Genomic DNA, 19,848 nt, shown 5'->3' with positions numbered 1-19,848 from the left:
TTCTACTGATTTTGGACTTCTTTTTGACATACGAAAACTCCCCTTTTAGTTTCTAGTGAATTTTTGTTTTTTCACTGTCCACTATAAGGGGAGTATATCACCTTATGTAATAGATTCCTCTTTCTTGTTCAGGCAGATCGTAAAGCTTTTACTTTTTCAGTGGGCTCCCAAATCGGTCCTCTCATTGTTCATTTTAATGGTCAATCTCCTACTACAATCTAATATTATTACTAAGTTTTTGCAGTCTCTCACAATCTATTAGAGAACCTCATTCAAGAGGTGATTAACATTGACATTTCAACATGTCCAATTTTCATCAGATACTTTTGCTAAATCAAACACTGCTTGACATACAACTTTGGTTTTTCACCTAACCATGTCAGTACACCTACTTAGGTAAATTACACCCCTAAAGAATCATTTAGACAAAATTTCTAATGTTTCAATTAAATTGTCAGCGTGAACTTCAATTGTATCACCACTAGCTTTAATTTTAACTTCCACAATGCCGTCAACTGCTTTTTTACCAACCGTTACTCTAATTGGTAATCCAATAAGGTCACTGTCTGAGAATTTAGATCCCACTCGTTCATTACGATCATCTGTCAACACATCGTAACCTTTTGCCATTAATTCATTTTCAATTTTTGCAGTTAATACCTGTGCTAATTCATCTTTTGTATTAACAGTAATTAGATGAACATCAAATGGCGCTAATTCTTTTGGAAAATTAATTCCCCATGCAAATTTGAAATCTCCTTTTGGCGTTCTATTGACAAACAGACGCGCATGCTGCTCGATAACTGCTGATAAAATACGGCTGACTCCAATACCATAGCAGCCCATAACGATTGGTACAGCTCTGCCATTTTCATCTAAAATAGTAGCACCCATACTATCTGAATAACGTGTTCCAAGCTTAAAGATATGACCAATTTCAATACCACGAGCAAATTTGAGAACGCCCTGCCCATCTGGCGAGACTTCTCCTTCTTTGACCTCACGAATATCCACATACTCAGCTGTAAAATCACGGTTAGGATTCACACCAGTCCAATGGTAACCATCTTCATTTGCTCCAGCGACAGCATTAGCAACATCTTGTACCTTACGGTCAGCAATAATTCGTATCTTTTCTGACAAACCAACTGGCCCAAGAGAACCAAATGTTGCTCCAAATAATTTGATAGCTTCATCTTCACTAGCAGGTTCTAGGAAATCGGCACCAAGGAAGTTTTTCAATTTAACGTCATTCACTTGGTCATTACCAACTAGTAAAGCCACAACTGGTTTTTCATCCGCGATAAATAGAAGGGTCTTAATCGTTTGTTCTTCTGTAATGTTTAGGAAATTAGCAACCTCATCAATAGATTTGCAATTTGGAGTTGCGACTTTAGTGAGTTTCTCTTGGACAACGACTTTATTAGAAGGCTTGTATTCATCCGTAGCCATTTCAAGATTTGCAGCATAATTTGACTCGCTTGAATAGGCAATCGTATCCTCACCAGAAACCAGCCAAGCATTTAATTCAGCCTTAATTTCTTCCAAGGTGTCCTTAGGTATTTCATTAATAGATGAAATAGATTTATCAAGAACAAGCCAACGGTCTAAATCTGTACGATTTGGAGTAATGGCCATAAATTCTTGAGAGTCTTTTCCTCCCATTGCACCACCATCACCAATGATTCCTTTGAATTCTAAACCAGCACGTGTAAAGATTGCTTCATATGCTTTTCGATAATCCTCATAAGTTACATCAAGGTCTTCATAACTACTATGGAAGCTATAACCATCTTTCATAACAAATTCACGGGTACGAAGAAGACCGTTACGCGGACGTTTTTCATCACGATATTTTGATTGAATTTGGTATAGGTTAAGCGGCAATTGTTTATACGATTTAACCGCATCACGTACTAACATTGTAAAGGTTTCTTCATGAGTTGGCCCCAATATGAAATCAGATTGATCTCTATTTTTTAACTTATAAAGATCTTCTCCGTAAGTCTCATAACGACCTGATTCGCGCCAAAGGTCCGCTGTCAAAAGAGCTGGTGCTAACATCTCTACTGCACCTATTTTTTCAAATTCTTGACGCATGATTGTCTTAAATTTTTCAATGGTACGATTTGCAAGCGGTAGATAGGCATAAATACCTGCAGACACTTGACGAACATAGCCTGCACGCAACATTAGGGCGTGACTAATCACTTGAGCGTCACTTGGCATTTCCCGAAGTGTTGGAATTAGCATTTTTGATTGTTTCATAATATAAGAGATATTAAGGGATAATTATTATCTAAAATTACCATAGTCTTTTAGGCTATTGTTTAAGCATTTGCTTCGTCATTTTACAATTAACCCGACAATGTTCAATAATTAAATTCCCTATTAAATTCCTTTCTTGTTCGAATTGATTATTACTGAAAAAGACTTACGCAAATATGTCTTTAATTATTGCCATTTTGGTTAGAAAAATACTCGCATGATATCATTCCATGTAACTGCTATCATCAGCACTACCATAACGGCAACTCCTACAAGAGTTACATAAGTCTCTGTCTCTTGTTTTAATGGTTTTCTACGGAGAGCTTCCAGGATATTAATCACTATTTTACCACCATCTAAGGCAGGTATTGGGATTAAATTAAAAATTCCCAAGTTAATCGAAATGGTAGCCATAAGGTAAAGAACAGATTCTATTCCGTTAGAGGCAGCTTGGTTCGACATTTGGTAAATCGCAACTGGGCCACCTAATTTATTTAGGCTAAAATTAGTAATCAAACTTTTTAAGGCATCTAGAATGAGAAAGGCTGTTTCCCATGCTTTGATAAATCCTCCTTTGACTTTGTCCAAGAAACCTGTTTTTAAAGATGGCGTCACACCTATGTAGAAAGCACCATTATTTTCCAACGGAGTCACTGAGAGTGTCTTGGTTTGTCCTGAAGATTTTTTCACTTCTATCTCAATAGGAGCATCTTCTCCATTTTTGTCAGCATTTAATCTCACCACTCTCTGTAAACTAGCCCAGTCAGTCACTTCAACTCCAGCAATAGAGAGAACAGTATCACCGGTTTGCCCACCAGCTTTTGCGAACGCACCGGCTTCTAATACTTGAACCTGTGTCGTTTCAAGATTTTCTACTCCACCCTGCATAAAAATCAAAACAATAAACACAACAATTCCAAGGATAAAATTATTCATGGGGCCAGCAAAGTTTGTTATCATCCTGCCTGGTATGGTAGCATTTTGATACTGAACATCTATCGGAGCAATACGAACTTCAGTGCCCTCTTCTTCTACAATAGTGGCATCATGATGAACAGTATAGTTTTTCTCATGGCCGAGAACCATTCCTGTAATAACTAGTTGCTTTTCTAAATCATAGCTAATAATATTAATCGGTAAAGCTGTTTTATCAAGTTGCTTACCTGATAAATTAATACGTGTCACCAAACCTTCTTGATTTAATGTTAAAGCCGCTGGAGTGCCTGTTTTAATTTCAGTGGCATCATCTCCCCAGCCAGCCATACGGACGTAACCTCCCAATGGCAACAAACGAATCGTGTAGGCTGTACCATCTTTTCCAATATGTGCAAATATTTTCGGTCCCATACCAATAGCAAATTCACGAACTAAAATTCCTGATTTTTTGGCAAAATAGAAGTGTCCAAATTCATGAACTGTGACGATAATTCCAAAAATAATAACAAAAGATAAAATACCTAGCATAGCACCTCCTAAAACAGACCAAAGAAATGCATGATTGGGAAAACAAATATCATGCTATCAAAACGATCAAGAACACCTCCGTGCCCTGGAATTAATTTTCCAGAATCTTTAACACCAAAATAGCGTTTCAAAGCACTTTCTACTAAATCACCAAATTGAGCAAAAATACTAAAAATAGCAACAAATAATAACATTACCAAGAATTTTTGAGGAGCATAAACTGTCGGTTTTACCAGCATAAAAAGAATTGATACAACTACTGCTGATAAAACACCTCCTAAACTTCCCTCAATCGTTTTATTTGGTGAAACAGCTGGAAGAAGTTTATGCTTACCATACGAGCGCCCTATCATATAAGCTCCTATGTCTGTCGCCCAAACAATAAACAAGGCCAACAATACCTTATCTAAACCTGCAATACGAGCATTAATAAGATTTTGAAAACCAATCCCTACATAAAAACTAGAGGCAATGGGAAAAAGGGCATCATCAAAATGGTATTTCCCAAAATTTAGTACCGTTCCTGCTAAGAGAAAAAACACCAAAATAGTATATGCACTAAGACTGGCATCAACTGGTAAAAATGTAAAATAATGATCCATAGGAACTGCCAAAACAAAAGCTCCTAGCATCGCTAGTAGTCCTTCAAAAGAAAAAACTTCATAACCTTTCATTTTAACAATTTCAGAAACACCAATCATTGCTAATATTCCGACAAATATCTGAAAGGCAACTCCTCCAAACCAGAGAAATGGGGCAAAAATCAGTAGAGCCACTGCACCAAAAATCACACGTTCCTTCATTTACTCCTCTTTCTAAATGCCACCGAATCGACGGTGACGACGATTGTATTCCTCAATGGCTGCTATTAAGCCTTTCTCTTTAAAATCGGGCCACAGAACATCTGTAAAATAAAACTCACTATATGCTGATTGCCAAGGTAAAAAATTACTCAAACGCAATTCACCACTTGTACGAATAATCAAATCGGGATCACGATAAAGATAGGGCAGAGTTGCGGTCTGTAGATAATTCGCAATTAAATCTTCAGTGATATCACCGGAATTGAATCGTGCATCTAAAACATCTTGAGCAATGTGTCTAACTGCCGAAACAATTTCAGCCCTTCCTCCATAATTCAATGCAAAGTTAAGGATTAATCCCGAATTTCGTCTAGTCAACTCACGCGCTCGATTAAGAGCATTTAAAGTTTCCCTAGGTAAACGACTCGTATCTCCTATCATTTGCACTTTGACATTATTCTTGTGGAGTTCAGGAACATATTTGTCAAAAAATTCAACCGGCAAGCTCATAATAAATTTAACTTCATCGACAGGCCTTGTCCAGTTTTCTGTTGAAAATGCGTAGACGGTTAGGACTTTAACACCTAGATCTGCTGCTTTTATAGTCACAGACTGAAGCGCGTCCATTCCTGCCTTATGTCCTATAACTCTAGGTTGCAAGCGTTTTTTAGCCCAACGGCCGTTCCCATCCATAATGATTCCAATATGCTTAGGAATTTTTTCTAAACTCACCTTGCGAGATTCTTTTTTTCTTCTAAATGTAAACATAACATTTCCCTATTTTTAATACTCTACTCTCTATTTTACCATAAATTAGCCAAATTAAACGATTTTCCGCTTTATCTTCCAATAAAATCGCTTGTGACCATCCCTATGTTCTGATAAGCAACCCGATGCATCGGCTCTTTCATGTTCTTTATAAAAAAACGAAATGATTATACAATTTTAAACTCTATTTTACCCAAATTAAATTCGTTTAACGATGAAACTGACCGTTATGTGATTTTGCAGAAATTATATATAAAACGCTTTCATTTTTAGGTAAAAAAGTGTATAATGTAATCAAAAGGAGGTGTTCTTTATGATTACACAAGCTTATCGTCACATTTTAGTTGGTATTGATGGCTCACCTCAAGCTGAATTAGCTTTTGAAAAAGGCTGCGCTGTTGCTCTGCGTAATGATGCTCAGCTTGTCCTCGCCCATGTCATCGATACGCGCACATTACAAAATATCGCAACTTTGGATACATTCGTTTTTGAAACATTAGAAAAAGACGCTAGACAGATGCTCGAAGACTATCGTATACAGGCTTTAGACAAAGGCGTCAAAGATGTCAATACGGTCTTAGAATTCGGCAATCCAAAAACACTTTTGTCAGTTGATATTCCTGAATCAGAAAATATTGATTTAATTCTACTAGGAGCGACAGGTCTCAATACTATTGAAAGAATTCTTATCGGCTCTTCTTCAGAATATATCATGCGGCATGCCAAGGTAGATATTTTAATCGTCCGAGAAGAAAGTAAAACATTATAAATTGAGAGTGGCTAATCTCTAGCTCCTCTCACACTACCGTGCGTGCTGTTCGGCACACGGCGGTTGAATTAACTTTTAACGCATGTCATTCAAGATAACAATCTAAGCAAGAAGAGGTTGGACAAACCAGCACGATGGCAAAGCCCTCACTAAGAGTATAGCACTTAGCGAGGGCTTTGCCTATTAGTTTTCATTGCTTTGTGGGTGTGGGATCTGCCATCATGCTGGTTTGTCCCAACCTCTTTTAATAACATTCACTAAATTTATTCAACTTCTTCTACAGCTGAAGACTCACCTTCTGCAACTACTGGAGTCAAATCAGATGTAGTTGGTGTAACGACACGTTTTATTGCAGATAATTCAAAAGTTAAATACACGCCATCAACATCAAGAACAATGGTCTTAGCGTCAACATTGACTTCATCAACAACCGCATACATCCCACCAATTGTAACAACTTCGTCACCTTTTTTTAGTTGAGCTAACTGGTTTTGGCGTTGCTCAGCTTGTTTCTTTTGACTACGGCTAGTAAAATACATCATCCCTGCCATCATAACAAGCATAATTAAAATCGTTGCATTCATCTTTTTCTCCTTAAATAAATACAGCAAAACTCTTTTGACAAGACTTCTCTGTTTAATCGTCAACAACAACTATACCAAATTCTAAATGATTTTTCAAATATCAGTTATAAACTCCGTAATAGCATCTTCTGAAAGTGAAGAATCACAGACAACCTTGACTGTTCCACCATTTGATACTAAAAGACATGGAACCGTGGGAATGCCGTACTTAGAACGGAATTTTTGAATTTCAGTAGCATCACTGAAATCCTCACTGTTTAAAAAATAAACCGCTTCATTAAGTGCGTTAGCCACATTGGTAAGCTTAGGTTCAAATAAACGGCAAAATGGGCAGCTTGAACGCCCAATAAAAAGAGTGAACTTCTCAGCTGATTGAATACGATTCTCTGCTTCTAAAGCAGTTATTTTTACAAAACTTTGTGCAAATGTCATACCGACCTCCTCAATAATAGTACCCTTATCATAAATGTTTCACTCCAAAAATGCAACTTTCTGATACCAATAAAGCCACATCATTATAATAAAGATACTGGTCCAAGTCCAATCAGATCACTACAGGATTTTAGAAATCTCTAAGTACAATCAAAAGCATGGAACGACGATATTAAAAATGCTGATTCTATACTTTTTAGTATTCATTTTTCAAATAGAAGAACTAGGAGTTATAGTTATCTTCATTTACTCTTTTCATTATCTTCAAATTAGAAATCTGCAACATTGTGGTAAACCTTTTGAACATCGTCATCTGCTTCAAGCGCATCAACTAATTTTTCAAAAATCACCAAATCTTCACCTTCAAGTGTTACTTCTGATTGCGGAATCATTTCAAGCTCTGTCACTTGAAACTCAGAAATACCATTTTCACGGAGCACTACAAGTGCTTTATGAAGATCAGTTGGTGCAGTATAAACAGTGATTGAGCCTTCTTCCGCTTCAACATCATCTACTTCCACATCAGCTTCAAGAAGCATTTCGAAAATACTGTCAGCATCATCCCCTGCAAAAACAATGACACCTTTTTTATCGAACATGTAAGATACAGAACCAGCAGCACCCATGTTTCCACCGTTTTTACCATAAGCAGTACGAACATTTGCAGCTGTACGATTGACATTAGATGTTAAGGTATCAACAATAATCATTGAACCATTAGGTCCGAAACCTTCATAACGCCCTTCAACGAAAGTCTCATCTGTGTTCCCTTTAGCCTTATCAATCGCTTTATCAATAACATGTTTAGGAACTTGTGCTTGTTTGGCACGATCGATAACAAACTTCAGGGCTGAGTTAGTTTCTGGATCTGGATCACCTTGTTTAGCAGCTACATAGATTTCAACACCAAATTTTGCATAAACTTTTGATGTTGCGCCATCTTTGGCAGTTTTTTTCGCAACAATATTAGCCCATTTACGTCCCATGGGTTATCACCTCTTTGATTTATATTTTTGGAAATAGCAGAGCTACTCCTCTAGAACTTCTCTATTATAGCACTTTGAAAACATTTAGTAAAATAAGATTTTATACTCTAAAAATTCAGAAAATTCTTGAATTAATCTTTTTTTTTGATATAATAGACACATATTTTCAAATGAAAGCCGAGTGTATCTTATGCGTGATGATATCAAAATCAATGATCGGGCGTTAGCAATGTCTGACCAACTGATTAACACCTTCGAAAGCATTTTTGACCCTGAAATTGAACTCGATATCTACAATCTAGGACTCATCTATGAAATTGATTTGAGCGAAGCAGGTCATCTTCACCTTGTCATGACTTTTACTGATACTAATTGTGGTTGCGCAGACACTATGCCTTTTGAAATCGTTGATAAATTAACCAAGATTGATGGCATTAACTCGGTCAATGTTGAAATCACCTACAATCCCGTGTGGAAAATGACCCGTATTTCTCGTTACGGCCGTATATTTTTAGGCATAAGTCCTAGAGATGGAAAGTAAGTTTGAGACAGCAATCGCTTTAAAATTTTTAGGATACAAATAAATCATGAAATCTCTTTTTCACCTAAAAAGTACTTCTCTTCAATACCTAGGGTAAGGATAGAGGGTAGTTTCTATTAAGTCTGCTCTACCGTTGTCAAAAGCCTCAGTATCCCATTTGATTGCAAACTCTTCTACTTCTTTATCCGATAAGAAATCCATCAAATCACTCAAACCTTCGGTTGCTGTTTCATTAAGAAATTCTGCAAAGTAAGCTAAAAACTCACGAGACAAGCCTTTTTTGGGATCATAAGGAATCGTTGCTAAGTAGTCGTCTGGATTAAACATTGATTTTACAGGATTGTAAAACAAGACATAATCTTCGAAGAAAATATCTTCACTAGAAGTTTCCCCATCAGCATCAATAGTTTCAACACCAGATGTATTTTGTGCTTCAAGAAGGAAAGTCACTTCTACTGCATGATTTTTCTTATCCCAATCCATCGCAAAGTCACAAATCAACGCTTTCTCTAATTCTTCTTCTAATACCGATAAAAAGCCAAATTTAGCCATAAGTCACCTCTTTTTTATTATAATCCATTCTACCATAAAAATTTATTTTACATTTGCTTAACAATGCTGTATAATATTCGCAACGGATAAGTAAGTTGCTTTTCTTCTTTCAGAAAACCTGCGGTTGCTGCGAGCAGGTATTAGGAGCAAGTGAAATTCTACCGTGTTTTTAAGACGGATGTTTTTTTAATGCTGATATGCTATATTGGCGACAAGGAAAATATCTTCTTAAATTATTTTATCAATATCGTAATTAAGCGCACCTTAGTGAAGTTGGATGGAACCGTGCTACCGCACTCCAACAATGACTAGGGTGCTTTTCGCATAAAAGGAGATCATATGTTAGATATTAAACGCCTACGTACAGATTTTGATGCCGTTGCTAAAAAATTGGCAACTCGTGGCGTCTCTGCTGAGACATTATTGACCGAATTAAAAGAGTTAGATGCAAAACGTCGTGAACTCTTGGTCAAATCAGAAGAACTCAAGGCTGAACGTAACCTTTCTTCTGCCGCTATTGCACAAGCAAAGCGTAACAAAGAAGACGCTAGTGAGCAAATTGCAGCCATGCAAAAACTCTCAGCCGATGTTAAAGCTATTGATGCTGAGCTAGCTGAAATTGACGAAAAGGTCACAGCGATTATCACTATTTTACCAAATACACCACATGATTCTGTACCAGTTGGTGCTGACGAAGAAGAAAATGTTGAAGTACGTCGTTGGGGAACACCTCGTGAATTCGATTTTGAGATTAAAGCACATTGGGATCTTGGAGAGGAACTCGGTATTCTTGATTGGGAACGCGGGGCAAAAGTTACCGGGGCTCGTTTCCTTTTCTACAAGGGACTCGGTGCTCGTCTTGAACGTGCCCTTTACAACTTTATGTTGGATGAGCACCTAGCAGAAGGCTATGAGGAAGTCATCCCCCCTTACATGGTCAACCGTAACTCAATGTTCGGGACAGGGCAATACCCTAAATTCAAAGAGGATACCTTTGAAATCAATGATGAAGAGCGTCCATTTGTCCTCATTCCAACAGCTGAAGTGCCATTGACAAACTATTACCGCAACGAGATTATCGACGGCAAGGACTTGCCGATTTACTTCACCGCTATGAGCCCATCTTTCCGCTCTGAAGCTGGTTCAGCTGGTCGTGACACACGCGGACTCATCCGTCTCCACCAATTCCACAAAGTTGAAATGGTGAAATTTGCTAAACCAGAAGAGTCTTATAATGAATTGGAAAAAATGACAGCTAACGCTGAAAACATTCTCCAAAAACTAGGTCTTCCTTACCGTGTTCTTGCATTATGTACAGGCGATATGGGCTTCTCAGCGGCTAAGACTTACGACTTGGAAGTCTGGATTCCAGCGCAAAATGCCTATCGTGAAATTTCAAGTTGTTCAAACACAGAAGATTTCCAAGCTCGCCGTGCCCAAATCCGCTACCGTGACGAAGCAGATGGCAAAGTGAAATTGCTTCACACGCTTAACGGTTCTGGCCTTGCGGTTGGTCGTACTGTCGCTGCCATCCTTGAAAACTACCAAAACAAAGATGGCTCAGTGACCATTCCAGAAGTTCTTCGTCCGTATATGGGTGGAGTAGAAGTCATTGCACCAAAATAAACATAAGAAAATGAGTTGACGCATCAACTCATTTTTTTGTCTGTTCATAATATGGTATCAATAATTCAAAGCCTTTAATCAACTGGTGAACAGCAGCTTCCGGCGTCATTTCCTCTGTCACTGGGACGTCGTATTTGACCAGTACCTTGCGCACTGTGCTACTTGCAACCTGCTCTTTCAACAACTGACGATTTCCCTCTGTTCCTGCTATTCGGCGACTCACACCATTTTCCTGTACAAAATAGTACAAGGGTGCTTTAATCGGTAATTCCAAGATTCGATGTTGCTTGATAAGAGTCTCATTTGATTTTTTCCGCTCCACAAAACTGACTTCAACAGAAATTCCAAAGTCGCCCTCTGTTCCATATAATCGAGTTGCTAGCGCTACATCTTCCACAGAATCAGACGGCAGACGATAATAGCACCAAAAATGTGGACGGCAAATCTGTGCTTGATTCATCCACTGGCTAGCACGTTCTGGCACAAAAGGAGTTACTTGTTGCGCTAACAGCTGATTAAGCGTTTGAAATTCTTTGCGAGCAGACTGAGCTAGCACGCGCAGACCTGTCATATATTGAGCTAAGTTTTCTGATTTTTCTGGCTTGATGTATTTCTCTCCCCTATAAGCGAGATAAGCCTTGATATGTTCTAACATTGTTTCTCCATGTATATCCATGCCTTCTTGAACAGGCTCTGTCCGACAAACCACATAGCCAAGTTTTTCATAGAGATGAACCAAGTGCTCTTCTTGTAAAATTGTGTCCAAAGACCAACATTTTACTTCTGGATACTGCTTTTCGATTTCTTGAATCGCTTGGTGTCCATACCCCTTCTTCTGAAACTTCGGCAAAATCGCTGTCATCCTAGCCACGCTTCCAGTTGTTTACCATTAAACAAAACACGAAAAAAACCAATAATATCATTATTTAAACAAATCAAATAAAATATACTTGATGGGTGCTTCATCTTTTCAAGCAATCGTTCTTTTGTTTCCAAACAAGGAGAATCAATCTCGTTATACTTTTGATATAAATCACGAAAACTCTCCTTCTGGATGTTGTAAATCCTGTCCAAATCTGACAAACTTGCGATTCGTATTTGTAACATAGTTTCCTCCTCAATAATTAACTTTTCTTTAGCAAAAAGACTACAAATCTGCAATCTTTTTTATCATTTCTAAATCATCCCCAACCTTACTTTGCATTATCACTATTGGGCATAATCTCCACCAGAAATACCAAAATACTCTTCTAAAGTCTGACCTGATTGATAAATATCAGTAGCCTCTTTCCCAATGTAACGCACATGCCAACTCTCTGGCATATAGCCTGTACTATATTCCTTCCCTGGAAGATAACGTACGATAAATCCATACTCATGAGCATGTTTTGCTAACCAGTCTGAGGCTGTTGATTCTGTTAATAACTGACCATTACCATCCAATAAATCAAAGGCTAGGCCTGTTTGGTGTTCACTATAACCCGCACGAGCAGAATAGCGATCCGCATTCGCTTGACCATCAGAAGCGACATAGTTGCTATAGATAGAAGCCTGTGTTTCATAGGACCTAAAACCACTATAACTATTGCTCACCGAAAAGCCTTTGGCTTGCATATCTGCAATCAATGTCTGAAAGGCCGATAAGGCTGTCGGATTTTCACCGGGTGCATAGGACGCAGAGACTGGGTGTTTTTTATTGGCAATGATTACCTCACCATACTTTCCTTGCACACTGTAATAAGAACCATTGAAACTAGCATCTGTCGCTTGGATTGACTCACTTTTTGTTTCCGAAACAGATTCACTAAACTGCTCCGAATCTTCTTCAAGCTGGGTTGTTGTTTCTGCCTTAGCTTCTTTTTGACCTTTTTCTGACTGGGTTACTTGATTCGTTTTTGTAGCTTTTGATGACTCAGGCTTAGATTCTGACTTTCCGCAAGCCACTAAAAACAAACTAGCCATTAGCAACAAACTGATTACTTTTCTGTTCATCTATTTCTCCTTTATGAGATCTTAAATAAAACTACTCAAACCTTATGTTATACCTACGAGTAGGCTCTATGACCAAGCCACATTTTCCTTCAACAATAAACTTAAAATTTGCAAGATTAACTGGAACAGGTTGTAGTTGTTTATAGTTATACCGTTGCGCACTTTCTTTTGAGAGAAATAGCTTGATAAACTCCTTGCCATTTTGAAGGTCAATATCAAAGTTAAACGTTGAATGAGTAGCCGTTAAAATCGGTGCCCCTAGATAATAAAATGTTCTGCTTTTAAGGTGGTCAAAACTGATTTCTTGGGGTAATTTTTCCTTGTAGCAAGTCCAGATTAGTTTAAAGCTATCAATAGCGTAGGCGATTTTTTCTAACTCACCACGCTCAAGCGCATAATCTCCTAAAGAAAACCCATAAAGATTGAGGCGTTCTCGATGATTTTTTAAAAGAAAATCAATCACAATTCCTAGAGGAAAAGTAACTGCTCGATGTTTGAATAACAACATCTGTTCCTCTAAGGCTTTTTGTGAGAGACAAACACGAATCGTTTGTCCCCAAGGAATTCCCTCGTTATCAACCAAAACGGCAACTTCACGATCCAAATGTTCAAAAATATCTAATTGATTAATTGACATCAATGGCAGATTATCATTTTTCTCTGATTTTTTAGCTGTGACCATCATTCTTCCTCACTTTAAAATGCTATAGCGAAAGTAAACTGACAAATCGCTGTTCATATCTCTGCCAACACTCCTTACGACTGATTAGTTTTTCCAAAAATCATCAAAAACAGTGATTGGTAAATGGCGTTTATGCTCTGTCTTGTGCCACCAAGTTTCAATTTTTGCTTGAGCCTCAGCAGCTACTTTTTTGCCCTCTAAGTAATCATCAATATCTTGATAAGTAACACCTAAGGCAACTTCGTCAGTTAGACCTGGACGATTTTCTTCAAGGTCTGCAATTGGAACTTTTTCATAAAGTGGTTTGTCAGCACCAAGCTCCGCCAAAAGTTGACGACCTTGACGCTTATTGAGGCGATAAAGCGGTAAAATATCTGCTCCGCCATCTCCAAACTTGGTAAAGAAGCCAGTAATATTTTCAGCCGCATGGTCTGTTCCAATAACTGCTCCGCTATATTGCCCAGCAATTGCATACTGCGTAATCATACGCTGACGTGCTTTGATATTTCCCTTGTTAAAATCTGAAATCTCAAGACCTGCTTTTTTCAGCTCGGCTACTTGTCCATCAACTGCTTCTTTAATATTGACCGTTAAAGAAAAATCGGGTTGGATAAAATTTAACGCTTTTTGGGCGTCAGCTTCGTCAGCTTGAACACCGTAAGGTAAACGAACTGCAATAAATCGATAAGCCTCATCACCAGTTTCCTCACGGAGCTCTGCCATTGCCAGTTGCGCCAAACGCCCAGCCAAACTAGAATCCTGCCCCCCTGAAATCCCTAGTACATAAGTCTTTAAAAAAGGGTGCTTCTTCATATAATTTTTCAGAAAATCAATGGATACACGGATCTCCTCTTTGGGATTAATAACAGGCTTTACACCTAATTGTTTGATAATGTTTTCTTGTAAACTCATGATAAATCTCCATTTTTTGCTTTACGACGCATCTCATCAATAAGTTCCATCTTATTGTCCCAAACGTCTTGTGCCAAGTCAACTGGGTATTCTTGCGGATTAAGGACGCGTTTGTATTCATCCCAAAGGGCATCCAACACATATTTCGCATAAGATTTGATTTCTGTTAACGTCGGTAATTTATAGACTAGTTCTCCCTCTTTAAAAATGTCAATCAATAGTGGAACGGCATCAAAATCCTTAACGGTTTTGTTGATGTAAGTATAAGTCGGATGGAACATCAAAATTTCATCTAAACGATTCACATCTGCATCCGCAAACGTGATATAGTCACCTTCTGACTTGCCTTTTTCACGACTGGTAATGCGCCAGACTTGTTTTTTACCTGGCGTAGATACTTTCTCCGCATTATTTGATAATTTGATTGTATCAACCATTTGACCATTCTCATCTTCAATTGAAACAATCTTATAAACGGCACCAAGTGCAGGCTGATCGTAGGCTGTGATTAGTTTTGTACCTACTCCCCATACATCAATCTTAGCCTTTTGCATTTTAAGATTAAGGATGGTGTTTTCATCAAGGTCATTTGAAGCATAGATTTTTGCCTCGGTAAATCCAGCTTCATCTAATTGTTTACGAACCTGCTTAGATAAATAAGCCATATCGCCAGAATCCAGACGAACTCCCTTGAAGTTTATCTTATCTCCTAATTCCTTAGCCACACGAATCGCTGCTGGAACCCCGATTTTCAACGTATCATAAGTATCCACCAAGAAAACACAGTCCTTATGGCTAGTTGCGTAAGCTTTAAAGGCTTGATAATCATTTCCATAGGTTTGGACTAAAGCATGCGCATGCGTTCCTGATACTGGAATATTAAATAATTTACCGGCACGGACATTTGAAGTAGCATCAGCTCCACCAATAACAGCTGCGCGGGTCCCCCAAATCGCCGCATCCATCTCTTGTGCACGGCGGGTTCCAAACTCCAAAAGTGGCTCATCTTCAATAACTGATTTAATGCGAGCAGCTTTGGTCGCAATCAAGGTTTGGAAGTTAACAATATTTAACAGAGCTGTTTCAATTAACTGACATTGCGCAAGCGGTCCTTCGATTTGTACAATTGGCTCATTTGCAAAAACCAAGTCACCTTCACGAGCAGATTTCACGGAAAGTTCTAATTTTAACTCTTTTAGATAGGTTAAAAAATTCTCTGGATATCCTTGCTCACGAAGGTAAGCCAAGTCAGACTCTGTAAATCTTAAATTTTCTAAATAACGAACAATTCGCTCTAAACCTGCAAAAATAGCGAAGCCATTTGAAAAAGGTAACTTGCGAAAATAAACCTCAAAAACTGCGTGCTTATTGTGAATTCCTTGGTCAAAATAGACCTGCATCATATTAATCTGATAAAGGTCCGTATGCAATGTTAAGCTATCATCTTGGTACATGATATACCTCCTATTATTAAAAGAAAAGGAAACTTCCTGTCCTTGGATACGTTCCTTTTAAAATATCATAAAACTGAGATAAGTACTCAAATTTATTCTTGTGACTATTATAACATAAACTAGAGATATTTAAGATTCCAAGATTTTAGATAACTTAAAAGAGGTTGAGACAAAAATATCTCAACCTTCTCTTTTTGATAGTAATAACAGATTGGCGCAGTGGTTGATTGGAGGTCTGTAACTGGACACTTCTTTCATTTTCAAGTGTCCACCTAAAATAGTCCACTGGACTATTTTAGTACTAGGCAATCGTTAGCGGCCATTCTAATCAACTGTGCGGAGGTGGGACGACAAAATCGAAATCGTCTTTTGTGATGATTTAACGATTTTTGTCCCACTCTCCTTTACATTAATATCACTAAAATTTAATCATTATCTACAATGTATTGGTAAGCTTGTTGCCCTGCCATTGCTCCATCTCCAACTGCTGTCGTGATTTGACGGAGGTCTTTTTGACGCACATCTCCAATTGCAAAAATACCTTTGCGAGATGTTTTCATATGATTGTCTGTCGGAATCCAACCATTTTCATCCGTAATATCTAGTTCTTTGACAAAATCAGAAACAGGATCCAAACCTACATAAATAAAGACACCACCAAATTCATGATTGGTCACTTCACCAGTTTTGACATTTTCAATATCAACACTACGTACCTTGATATCATCACCTTTAATCTCTTTAACGACACTGTCCCAGATGAAAGAAATTTTCTCATTGGCAAAAGCACGGTCTTGCAACAGTTTTTGTGCACGCAACTCATCACGACGATGTACGATTGTTACACTTGAAGCAAAACGTGTTAAAAAGAGAGCCTCTTCAACCGCTGAATCTCCTCCACCAACAACTAAAAGATCTTGATTTCGGAAAAATGCTCCGTCACAGACAGCACAATAAGAGACACCACGACTATTAAACTCAGCCTCACCAGGTACACCTATATGGCGATGTTTAGCACCTGTAGCTATAATCACAGTCTTCGTTTGATACTCTTCATCATCAGTTCTAACGATTTTATAGTCACCCTTATCTTCAATGCCAGTGACAATTCCATAAAGATTTTCAACACCAAGTTTTTCCAAAGGTTCAAACATCTTCATAGACAATTCCGGACCAGAAATAAGCTCAAAACCTGGATAATTTTCAATATCAGATGTATTATTCATCTGTCCACCCGGAGCTCCTTGCTCTAGAGTAGCTACTTTAAGATTGCTACGAGCTGCATAAAGCGCTGCTGTCATACCAGCAGGACCAGCACCAATAATAATTGTATCATACATTTTAGATACCTAAGCATCAAGACACTTTAAAAGAAATAGAAAGCCGAGTCGATCCTCATCTTCTCAACTACTCTTTCCCCATAAGTCACTTTAATTTTATTCAAAAATCAAAGTTATTTGATTACTTTTCCTTTCATTTTAAAATCAAAAATTCTAAGTCTATCATTCAGCTACGCTGTTACCATTACCAAAATAGCCATAAAAGCAAATGAGAGAATCGGAGTCGTTACCAAAAAAATAATAAAAGCCTCATAAAGCAGAGCTTGTCTCTCTTTCTTAGTTCTATCCAAACGGCGACTCATACGATAAACTAACCAAACAATCAAACTGATTATAGTGATAATCACTGACACAGTCAATCCCATTAAATAAAAACGATAAATTGTTGCAAGCATAAGTATAATGTTTAAAGGATAACAAGAAGTCTTCCAGAGTAACTACTTACTCCTCATCTCTCATCCTTAATTCAGTTTAGTAATAACAGTAACTAAACTATCCTTTCCAGAAGTTTTAAAAGAGGGGGACAAAAACCACGATTTCGAAACCTTAAATTCCCTTGGCTCTCTGTTTTTTAAGCTCAGGCTGAGACTACACATCTTACACATAGAATAGTCGTTAACTATTGCGTTGACTATTTTAGGTGGACACTTGAAAATAAAGAATTATCCCATTGCAGACACCCAATCAACCACTGCGCTGAGCCATATTATCTCTACCTAAAACGCAAGAGGTTGGGATACTTTGCCCAGCCTCTTTCTATTATATCAAATTGTTCCTCGTTTGTAATTGGCAAAGAATTCTTTGGTTCGTTCTTCTCTGGGATGATTGAAAACATCATCAGGAGTTCCCTCTTCAAGGATTTTTCCCTTTTCAAGGAAAAGCACACGATCAGCTACTTCATAGACAAAGGCCATGTCATGACTCACTAAAACCATGGTCTGACCACTTTGAGCAGCAACTTCAATAGCCTTCTCAACCTCACCAACAAGTTCTGGATCAAGTGCTGAGGTTGGTTCATCAAGAAGCAAAACATCTGGCTTCATTGCAAGAGCACGCGCCAAGGCAACACGTTGTTTTTGCCCACCAGATAAATGTCTAGGATAGTGATTTTCACGATCCGAAAGTCCCACTTTAGCCAATTCTTCTTTGGCAATGGCCGTCGCTTCATCATCAGACAGTTTTTTTACAACTTTTAGTCCCTCTTTAACATTATCAAGAGCCGTGCGACGTTCAAAAAGATTGAATTGTTGAAACACCATAGCTAACTTGCGACGAAGCTTTAAAACATCCTCTTTTTTAATACTAGTAAAATCAACCTTAAAATCATCAATAGCTAAAGTTCCAGAATTTGCCTGTTCTAAATAGTTCATGGAACGTAGAAATGTCGATTTCCCTGCACCTGAGGCACCGACAAGGGCAATAACTTCTCCCTTTTTAATGGTCAAATTAAGATTATCCAAAACTTTTTGACCTGAAAATTCTTTACTTAAATTTGAAATGGTAATCATTAACGGTCCCCTCCTATTTGGATTGATTGACTTTCAGGGTTTTTGATAGCTAAGGCATTTTCAACTCCACGTCCTGCATTTTCAAGCAAGAACGAAATTCCCCAATAAATCATAGAAACAGCCACATAACGCTCAAAGTAACGGTAGTCGTTCCCTGAGATAATTTGCGCTTGATAAAACATCTCAGTAATTCCAGCATTAAAGGCTAGAGAGGTCCCTTTCGTCAAACCAATCAAGGAATTAATCAGAGTTGGTGTCGCAATAACGGCCGCATTGGGAATAATGACACGACGATAAACTTGAGTTTCTGTCATCCCTAAACTGCGTGCCGCCTCAATTTCTCCTGTGTTGACAGATTGGATCGCTGCACGAATGGTTTCACTAGCATAGGCCGCTTCGTTAAAAGCAAATGCTGTCACCACAAATACAGCCGCTGGAACATTATCAATATTCCAATCAAGGCCGAATTCCAAATTAATTTTGCGGAGCAACATCGGGATCCCGTAGTAACTCAAAAGCAATTGTACCAAAATTGGTGTTCCTCGAAGGAAACTTACAAATAAGGCTTGTATGCGATAAAGAACAGGAACTCGTCTAATTTTTACAATGGCAAAAATCAAGCCTAAAACCAGACCAAATAGAGCTCCCATCAGGGTCAATCCAATAGTTGTTGGCAATTTTCCTAAAATTTGTGGAACAGCATCAAATACTGCACGCGGTGAAAAAATTTTCCCTGTCGGAATTGTCTGCACAAAAGTCTTATACGGGTTTTCAAATACCTTAGCACCAATGATAATAATCAAAAGTCCCAGCAACCAAAAAAAGCCCTTACGATAAGTTTTTAACCAAGTCATAACTAAGTTCTATTAATAGCGTTTTAAAGTTCAAAATCTTTTAAGACTCTTAAAAATCACAACGATACCTTATTGATTGCACATTAGTACTTTCAAAATCGTTCAATATAAGAGCCATCTCTCAATTGTAACAGGATAATATTATTGAGATTTCGTACAAGAGACCATGATATTATAAAAATCATCCAACTACGAATGCCCAATTTCAATTTGGAATAGTTACGCAATGAATTGAGCATTCACAATAATAAATGGTTTAACATAAAAATTTATAGAAAAACAAGTTGCTTTTCCTAAACCTATCTCCACCTTG

The 19,848-nt window shown here is 38.0% G+C and carries 21 protein-coding genes and 1 pseudogene; 3 read left to right on the top strand and 19 right to left on the bottom strand.

Annotation, left to right across the window (positions count from 1 at the left end; genetic code table 11):
* Positions 1 to 417: 417 nt before the first annotated feature.
* The 4 genes from ACFPQ3_RS11150 to ACFPQ3_RS11135 form a co-directional block, all read right to left on the bottom strand.
* Positions 418 to 2,268 carry a proline--tRNA ligase gene (locus ACFPQ3_RS11150; RefSeq protein WP_156806283.1) on the bottom strand — a complete coding sequence of 617 codons (1,851 nt, stop codon included), beginning with the start codon at positions 2,266 to 2,268 and terminating at the stop codon, positions 418 to 420.
* Positions 2,269 to 2,469: 201 nt separating this feature from the next.
* On the bottom strand, positions 2,470 to 3,732 hold the full coding sequence (gene rseP / locus ACFPQ3_RS11145; protein ID WP_156806284.1) for an RIP metalloprotease RseP: 1,263 nt from the start codon (positions 3,730 to 3,732) through the stop codon (positions 2,470 to 2,472).
* 8 nt (positions 3,733 to 3,740) lie between these two features.
* On the bottom strand, positions 3,741 to 4,535 hold the full coding sequence (locus tag ACFPQ3_RS11140; RefSeq protein WP_156806285.1) for a phosphatidate cytidylyltransferase: 795 nt from the start codon (positions 4,533 to 4,535) through the stop codon (positions 3,741 to 3,743).
* Between the two features lie 12 nt (positions 4,536 to 4,547).
* Positions 4,548 to 5,303 carry an isoprenyl transferase gene (locus tag ACFPQ3_RS11135; RefSeq protein WP_156806286.1) on the bottom strand — a complete coding sequence of 252 codons (756 nt, stop codon included), beginning with the start codon at positions 5,301 to 5,303 and terminating at the stop codon, positions 4,548 to 4,550.
* Between the two features lie 313 nt (positions 5,304 to 5,616).
* Here ACFPQ3_RS11135 and ACFPQ3_RS11130 point away from each other — a divergent pair, with 313 nt between their 5' ends.
* Positions 5,617 to 6,072, top strand: coding sequence for a universal stress protein (locus ACFPQ3_RS11130; RefSeq protein WP_161979394.1), 456 nt, complete (start codon positions 5,617 to 5,619; stop codon positions 6,070 to 6,072).
* 263 nt (positions 6,073 to 6,335) lie between these two features.
* Here ACFPQ3_RS11130 and yajC read toward each other — a convergent pair whose 3' ends face one another.
* The 3 genes from yajC to ACFPQ3_RS11115 form a co-directional block, all read right to left on the bottom strand.
* Complete coding sequence (yajC, locus tag ACFPQ3_RS11125; RefSeq protein WP_156806287.1) at positions 6,336 to 6,656, bottom strand: preprotein translocase subunit YajC; 321 nt, start codon at positions 6,654 to 6,656, stop codon at positions 6,336 to 6,338.
* 93 nt (positions 6,657 to 6,749) lie between these two features.
* The gene (locus tag ACFPQ3_RS11120; RefSeq protein ID WP_156806288.1) at positions 6,750 to 7,088 is read right to left on the bottom strand and encodes a DUF6568 family protein; all 339 of its coding nucleotides are present in this window, start codon (positions 7,086 to 7,088) and stop codon (positions 6,750 to 6,752) included.
* Between the two features lie 269 nt (positions 7,089 to 7,357).
* Positions 7,358 to 8,074 carry a YebC/PmpR family DNA-binding transcriptional regulator gene (locus ACFPQ3_RS11115; protein ID WP_156806289.1) on the bottom strand — a complete coding sequence of 239 codons (717 nt, stop codon included), beginning with the start codon at positions 8,072 to 8,074 and terminating at the stop codon, positions 7,358 to 7,360.
* Between the two features lie 190 nt (positions 8,075 to 8,264).
* On the opposite strand from ACFPQ3_RS11115, the gene ACFPQ3_RS11110 reads away from it, so the two are divergent.
* Complete coding sequence (locus ACFPQ3_RS11110; protein ID WP_161981018.1) at positions 8,265 to 8,615, top strand: metal-sulfur cluster assembly factor; 351 nt, start codon at positions 8,265 to 8,267, stop codon at positions 8,613 to 8,615.
* Positions 8,616 to 8,696: 81 nt separating this feature from the next.
* Here the strand turns inward: ACFPQ3_RS11110 and ACFPQ3_RS11105 are convergent, their stop codons facing one another.
* Positions 8,697 to 9,167: a DUF3013 family protein gene (locus tag ACFPQ3_RS11105; protein ID WP_156806291.1), complete on the bottom strand. Its 471-nt coding sequence runs from the start codon at positions 9,165 to 9,167 to the stop codon at positions 8,697 to 8,699.
* A 339-nt stretch (positions 9,168 to 9,506) separates the two neighbouring features.
* Between ACFPQ3_RS11105 and serS the strand changes: the two genes are divergently transcribed.
* Positions 9,507 to 10,793 (top strand): serine--tRNA ligase, encoded by a 1,287-nt coding sequence (gene serS, locus ACFPQ3_RS11100; RefSeq protein ID WP_156806292.1) that lies wholly within the window; start codon positions 9,507 to 9,509, stop codon positions 10,791 to 10,793.
* A gap of 28 nt (positions 10,794 to 10,821) precedes the next feature.
* On the opposite strand, the gene ACFPQ3_RS11095 is transcribed toward serS, so the two are convergent.
* The 11 genes and pseudogenes from ACFPQ3_RS11095 to ACFPQ3_RS11045 all read right to left on the bottom strand — a co-directional run bounded on the left by ACFPQ3_RS11095 (position 10,822) and on the right by ACFPQ3_RS11045 (position 19,535).
* Complete coding sequence (locus ACFPQ3_RS11095; RefSeq protein ID WP_232323226.1) at positions 10,822 to 11,448, bottom strand: glucose-6-phosphate 1-dehydrogenase family protein; 627 nt, start codon at positions 11,446 to 11,448, stop codon at positions 10,822 to 10,824.
* 66 nt (positions 11,449 to 11,514) lie between these two features.
* Positions 11,515 to 11,655: pseudogene (locus ACFPQ3_RS11090) on the bottom strand (GNAT family N-acetyltransferase); the annotation flags it as partial.
* Positions 11,652 to 11,900 carry a GNAT family N-acetyltransferase gene (locus ACFPQ3_RS11085; RefSeq protein WP_156806294.1) on the bottom strand — a complete coding sequence of 83 codons (249 nt, stop codon included), beginning with the start codon at positions 11,898 to 11,900 and terminating at the stop codon, positions 11,652 to 11,654. The gene ACFPQ3_RS11085 and the pseudogene ACFPQ3_RS11090, both read right to left, overlap by 4 nt.
* A 102-nt stretch (positions 11,901 to 12,002) precedes the next feature.
* Positions 12,003 to 12,785, bottom strand: a complete 783-nt coding sequence (gene ldcB, locus ACFPQ3_RS11080; protein WP_162012741.1) for an LD-carboxypeptidase LdcB/DacB — start codon at positions 12,783 to 12,785, stop codon at positions 12,003 to 12,005.
* Positions 12,786 to 12,816: 31 nt separating this feature from the next.
* Positions 12,817 to 13,467, bottom strand: coding sequence for a hypothetical protein (locus ACFPQ3_RS11075; protein ID WP_156806295.1), 651 nt, complete (start codon positions 13,465 to 13,467; stop codon positions 12,817 to 12,819).
* Positions 13,468 to 13,551: 84 nt separating this feature from the next.
* Positions 13,552 to 14,379, bottom strand: coding sequence for an ammonia-dependent NAD(+) synthetase (gene nadE / locus ACFPQ3_RS11070; protein ID WP_156806296.1), 828 nt, complete (start codon positions 14,377 to 14,379; stop codon positions 13,552 to 13,554).
* Positions 14,376 to 15,833, bottom strand: coding sequence for a nicotinate phosphoribosyltransferase (locus ACFPQ3_RS11065; protein WP_156806297.1), 1,458 nt, complete (start codon positions 15,831 to 15,833; stop codon positions 14,376 to 14,378). Before ACFPQ3_RS11065 ends, nadE begins: the two co-directional genes overlap by 4 nt.
* A gap of 425 nt (positions 15,834 to 16,258) precedes the next feature.
* The gene (gene trxB / locus ACFPQ3_RS11060; RefSeq protein ID WP_156806298.1) at positions 16,259 to 17,173 is read right to left on the bottom strand and encodes a thioredoxin-disulfide reductase; all 915 of its coding nucleotides are present in this window, start codon (positions 17,171 to 17,173) and stop codon (positions 16,259 to 16,261) included.
* A gap of 170 nt (positions 17,174 to 17,343) precedes the next feature.
* Positions 17,344 to 17,568 (bottom strand): DUF4059 family protein, encoded by a 225-nt coding sequence (locus ACFPQ3_RS11055; RefSeq protein WP_156806299.1) that lies wholly within the window; start codon positions 17,566 to 17,568, stop codon positions 17,344 to 17,346.
* Positions 17,569 to 17,937: 369 nt separating this feature from the next.
* Positions 17,938 to 18,681: an amino acid ABC transporter ATP-binding protein gene (locus ACFPQ3_RS11050; protein WP_156806300.1), complete on the bottom strand. Its 744-nt coding sequence runs from the start codon at positions 18,679 to 18,681 to the stop codon at positions 17,938 to 17,940.
* Positions 18,681 to 19,535, bottom strand: coding sequence for an amino acid ABC transporter permease (locus tag ACFPQ3_RS11045; RefSeq protein ID WP_156806301.1), 855 nt, complete (start codon positions 19,533 to 19,535; stop codon positions 18,681 to 18,683). Before ACFPQ3_RS11045 ends, ACFPQ3_RS11050 begins: the two co-directional genes overlap by 1 nt.
* Between the last annotated feature and the right edge of the window lie 313 nt (positions 19,536 to 19,848).

The organism is Streptococcus caledonicus, assembly GCF_042656225.1.
Classification (GTDB): Bacteria; Bacillota; Bacilli; order Lactobacillales; family Streptococcaceae; genus Streptococcus; species Streptococcus caledonicus.
Note: the sequence above shows the minus strand (reverse complement) of the source record. Positions and strands in the feature narration are given on the sequence as shown.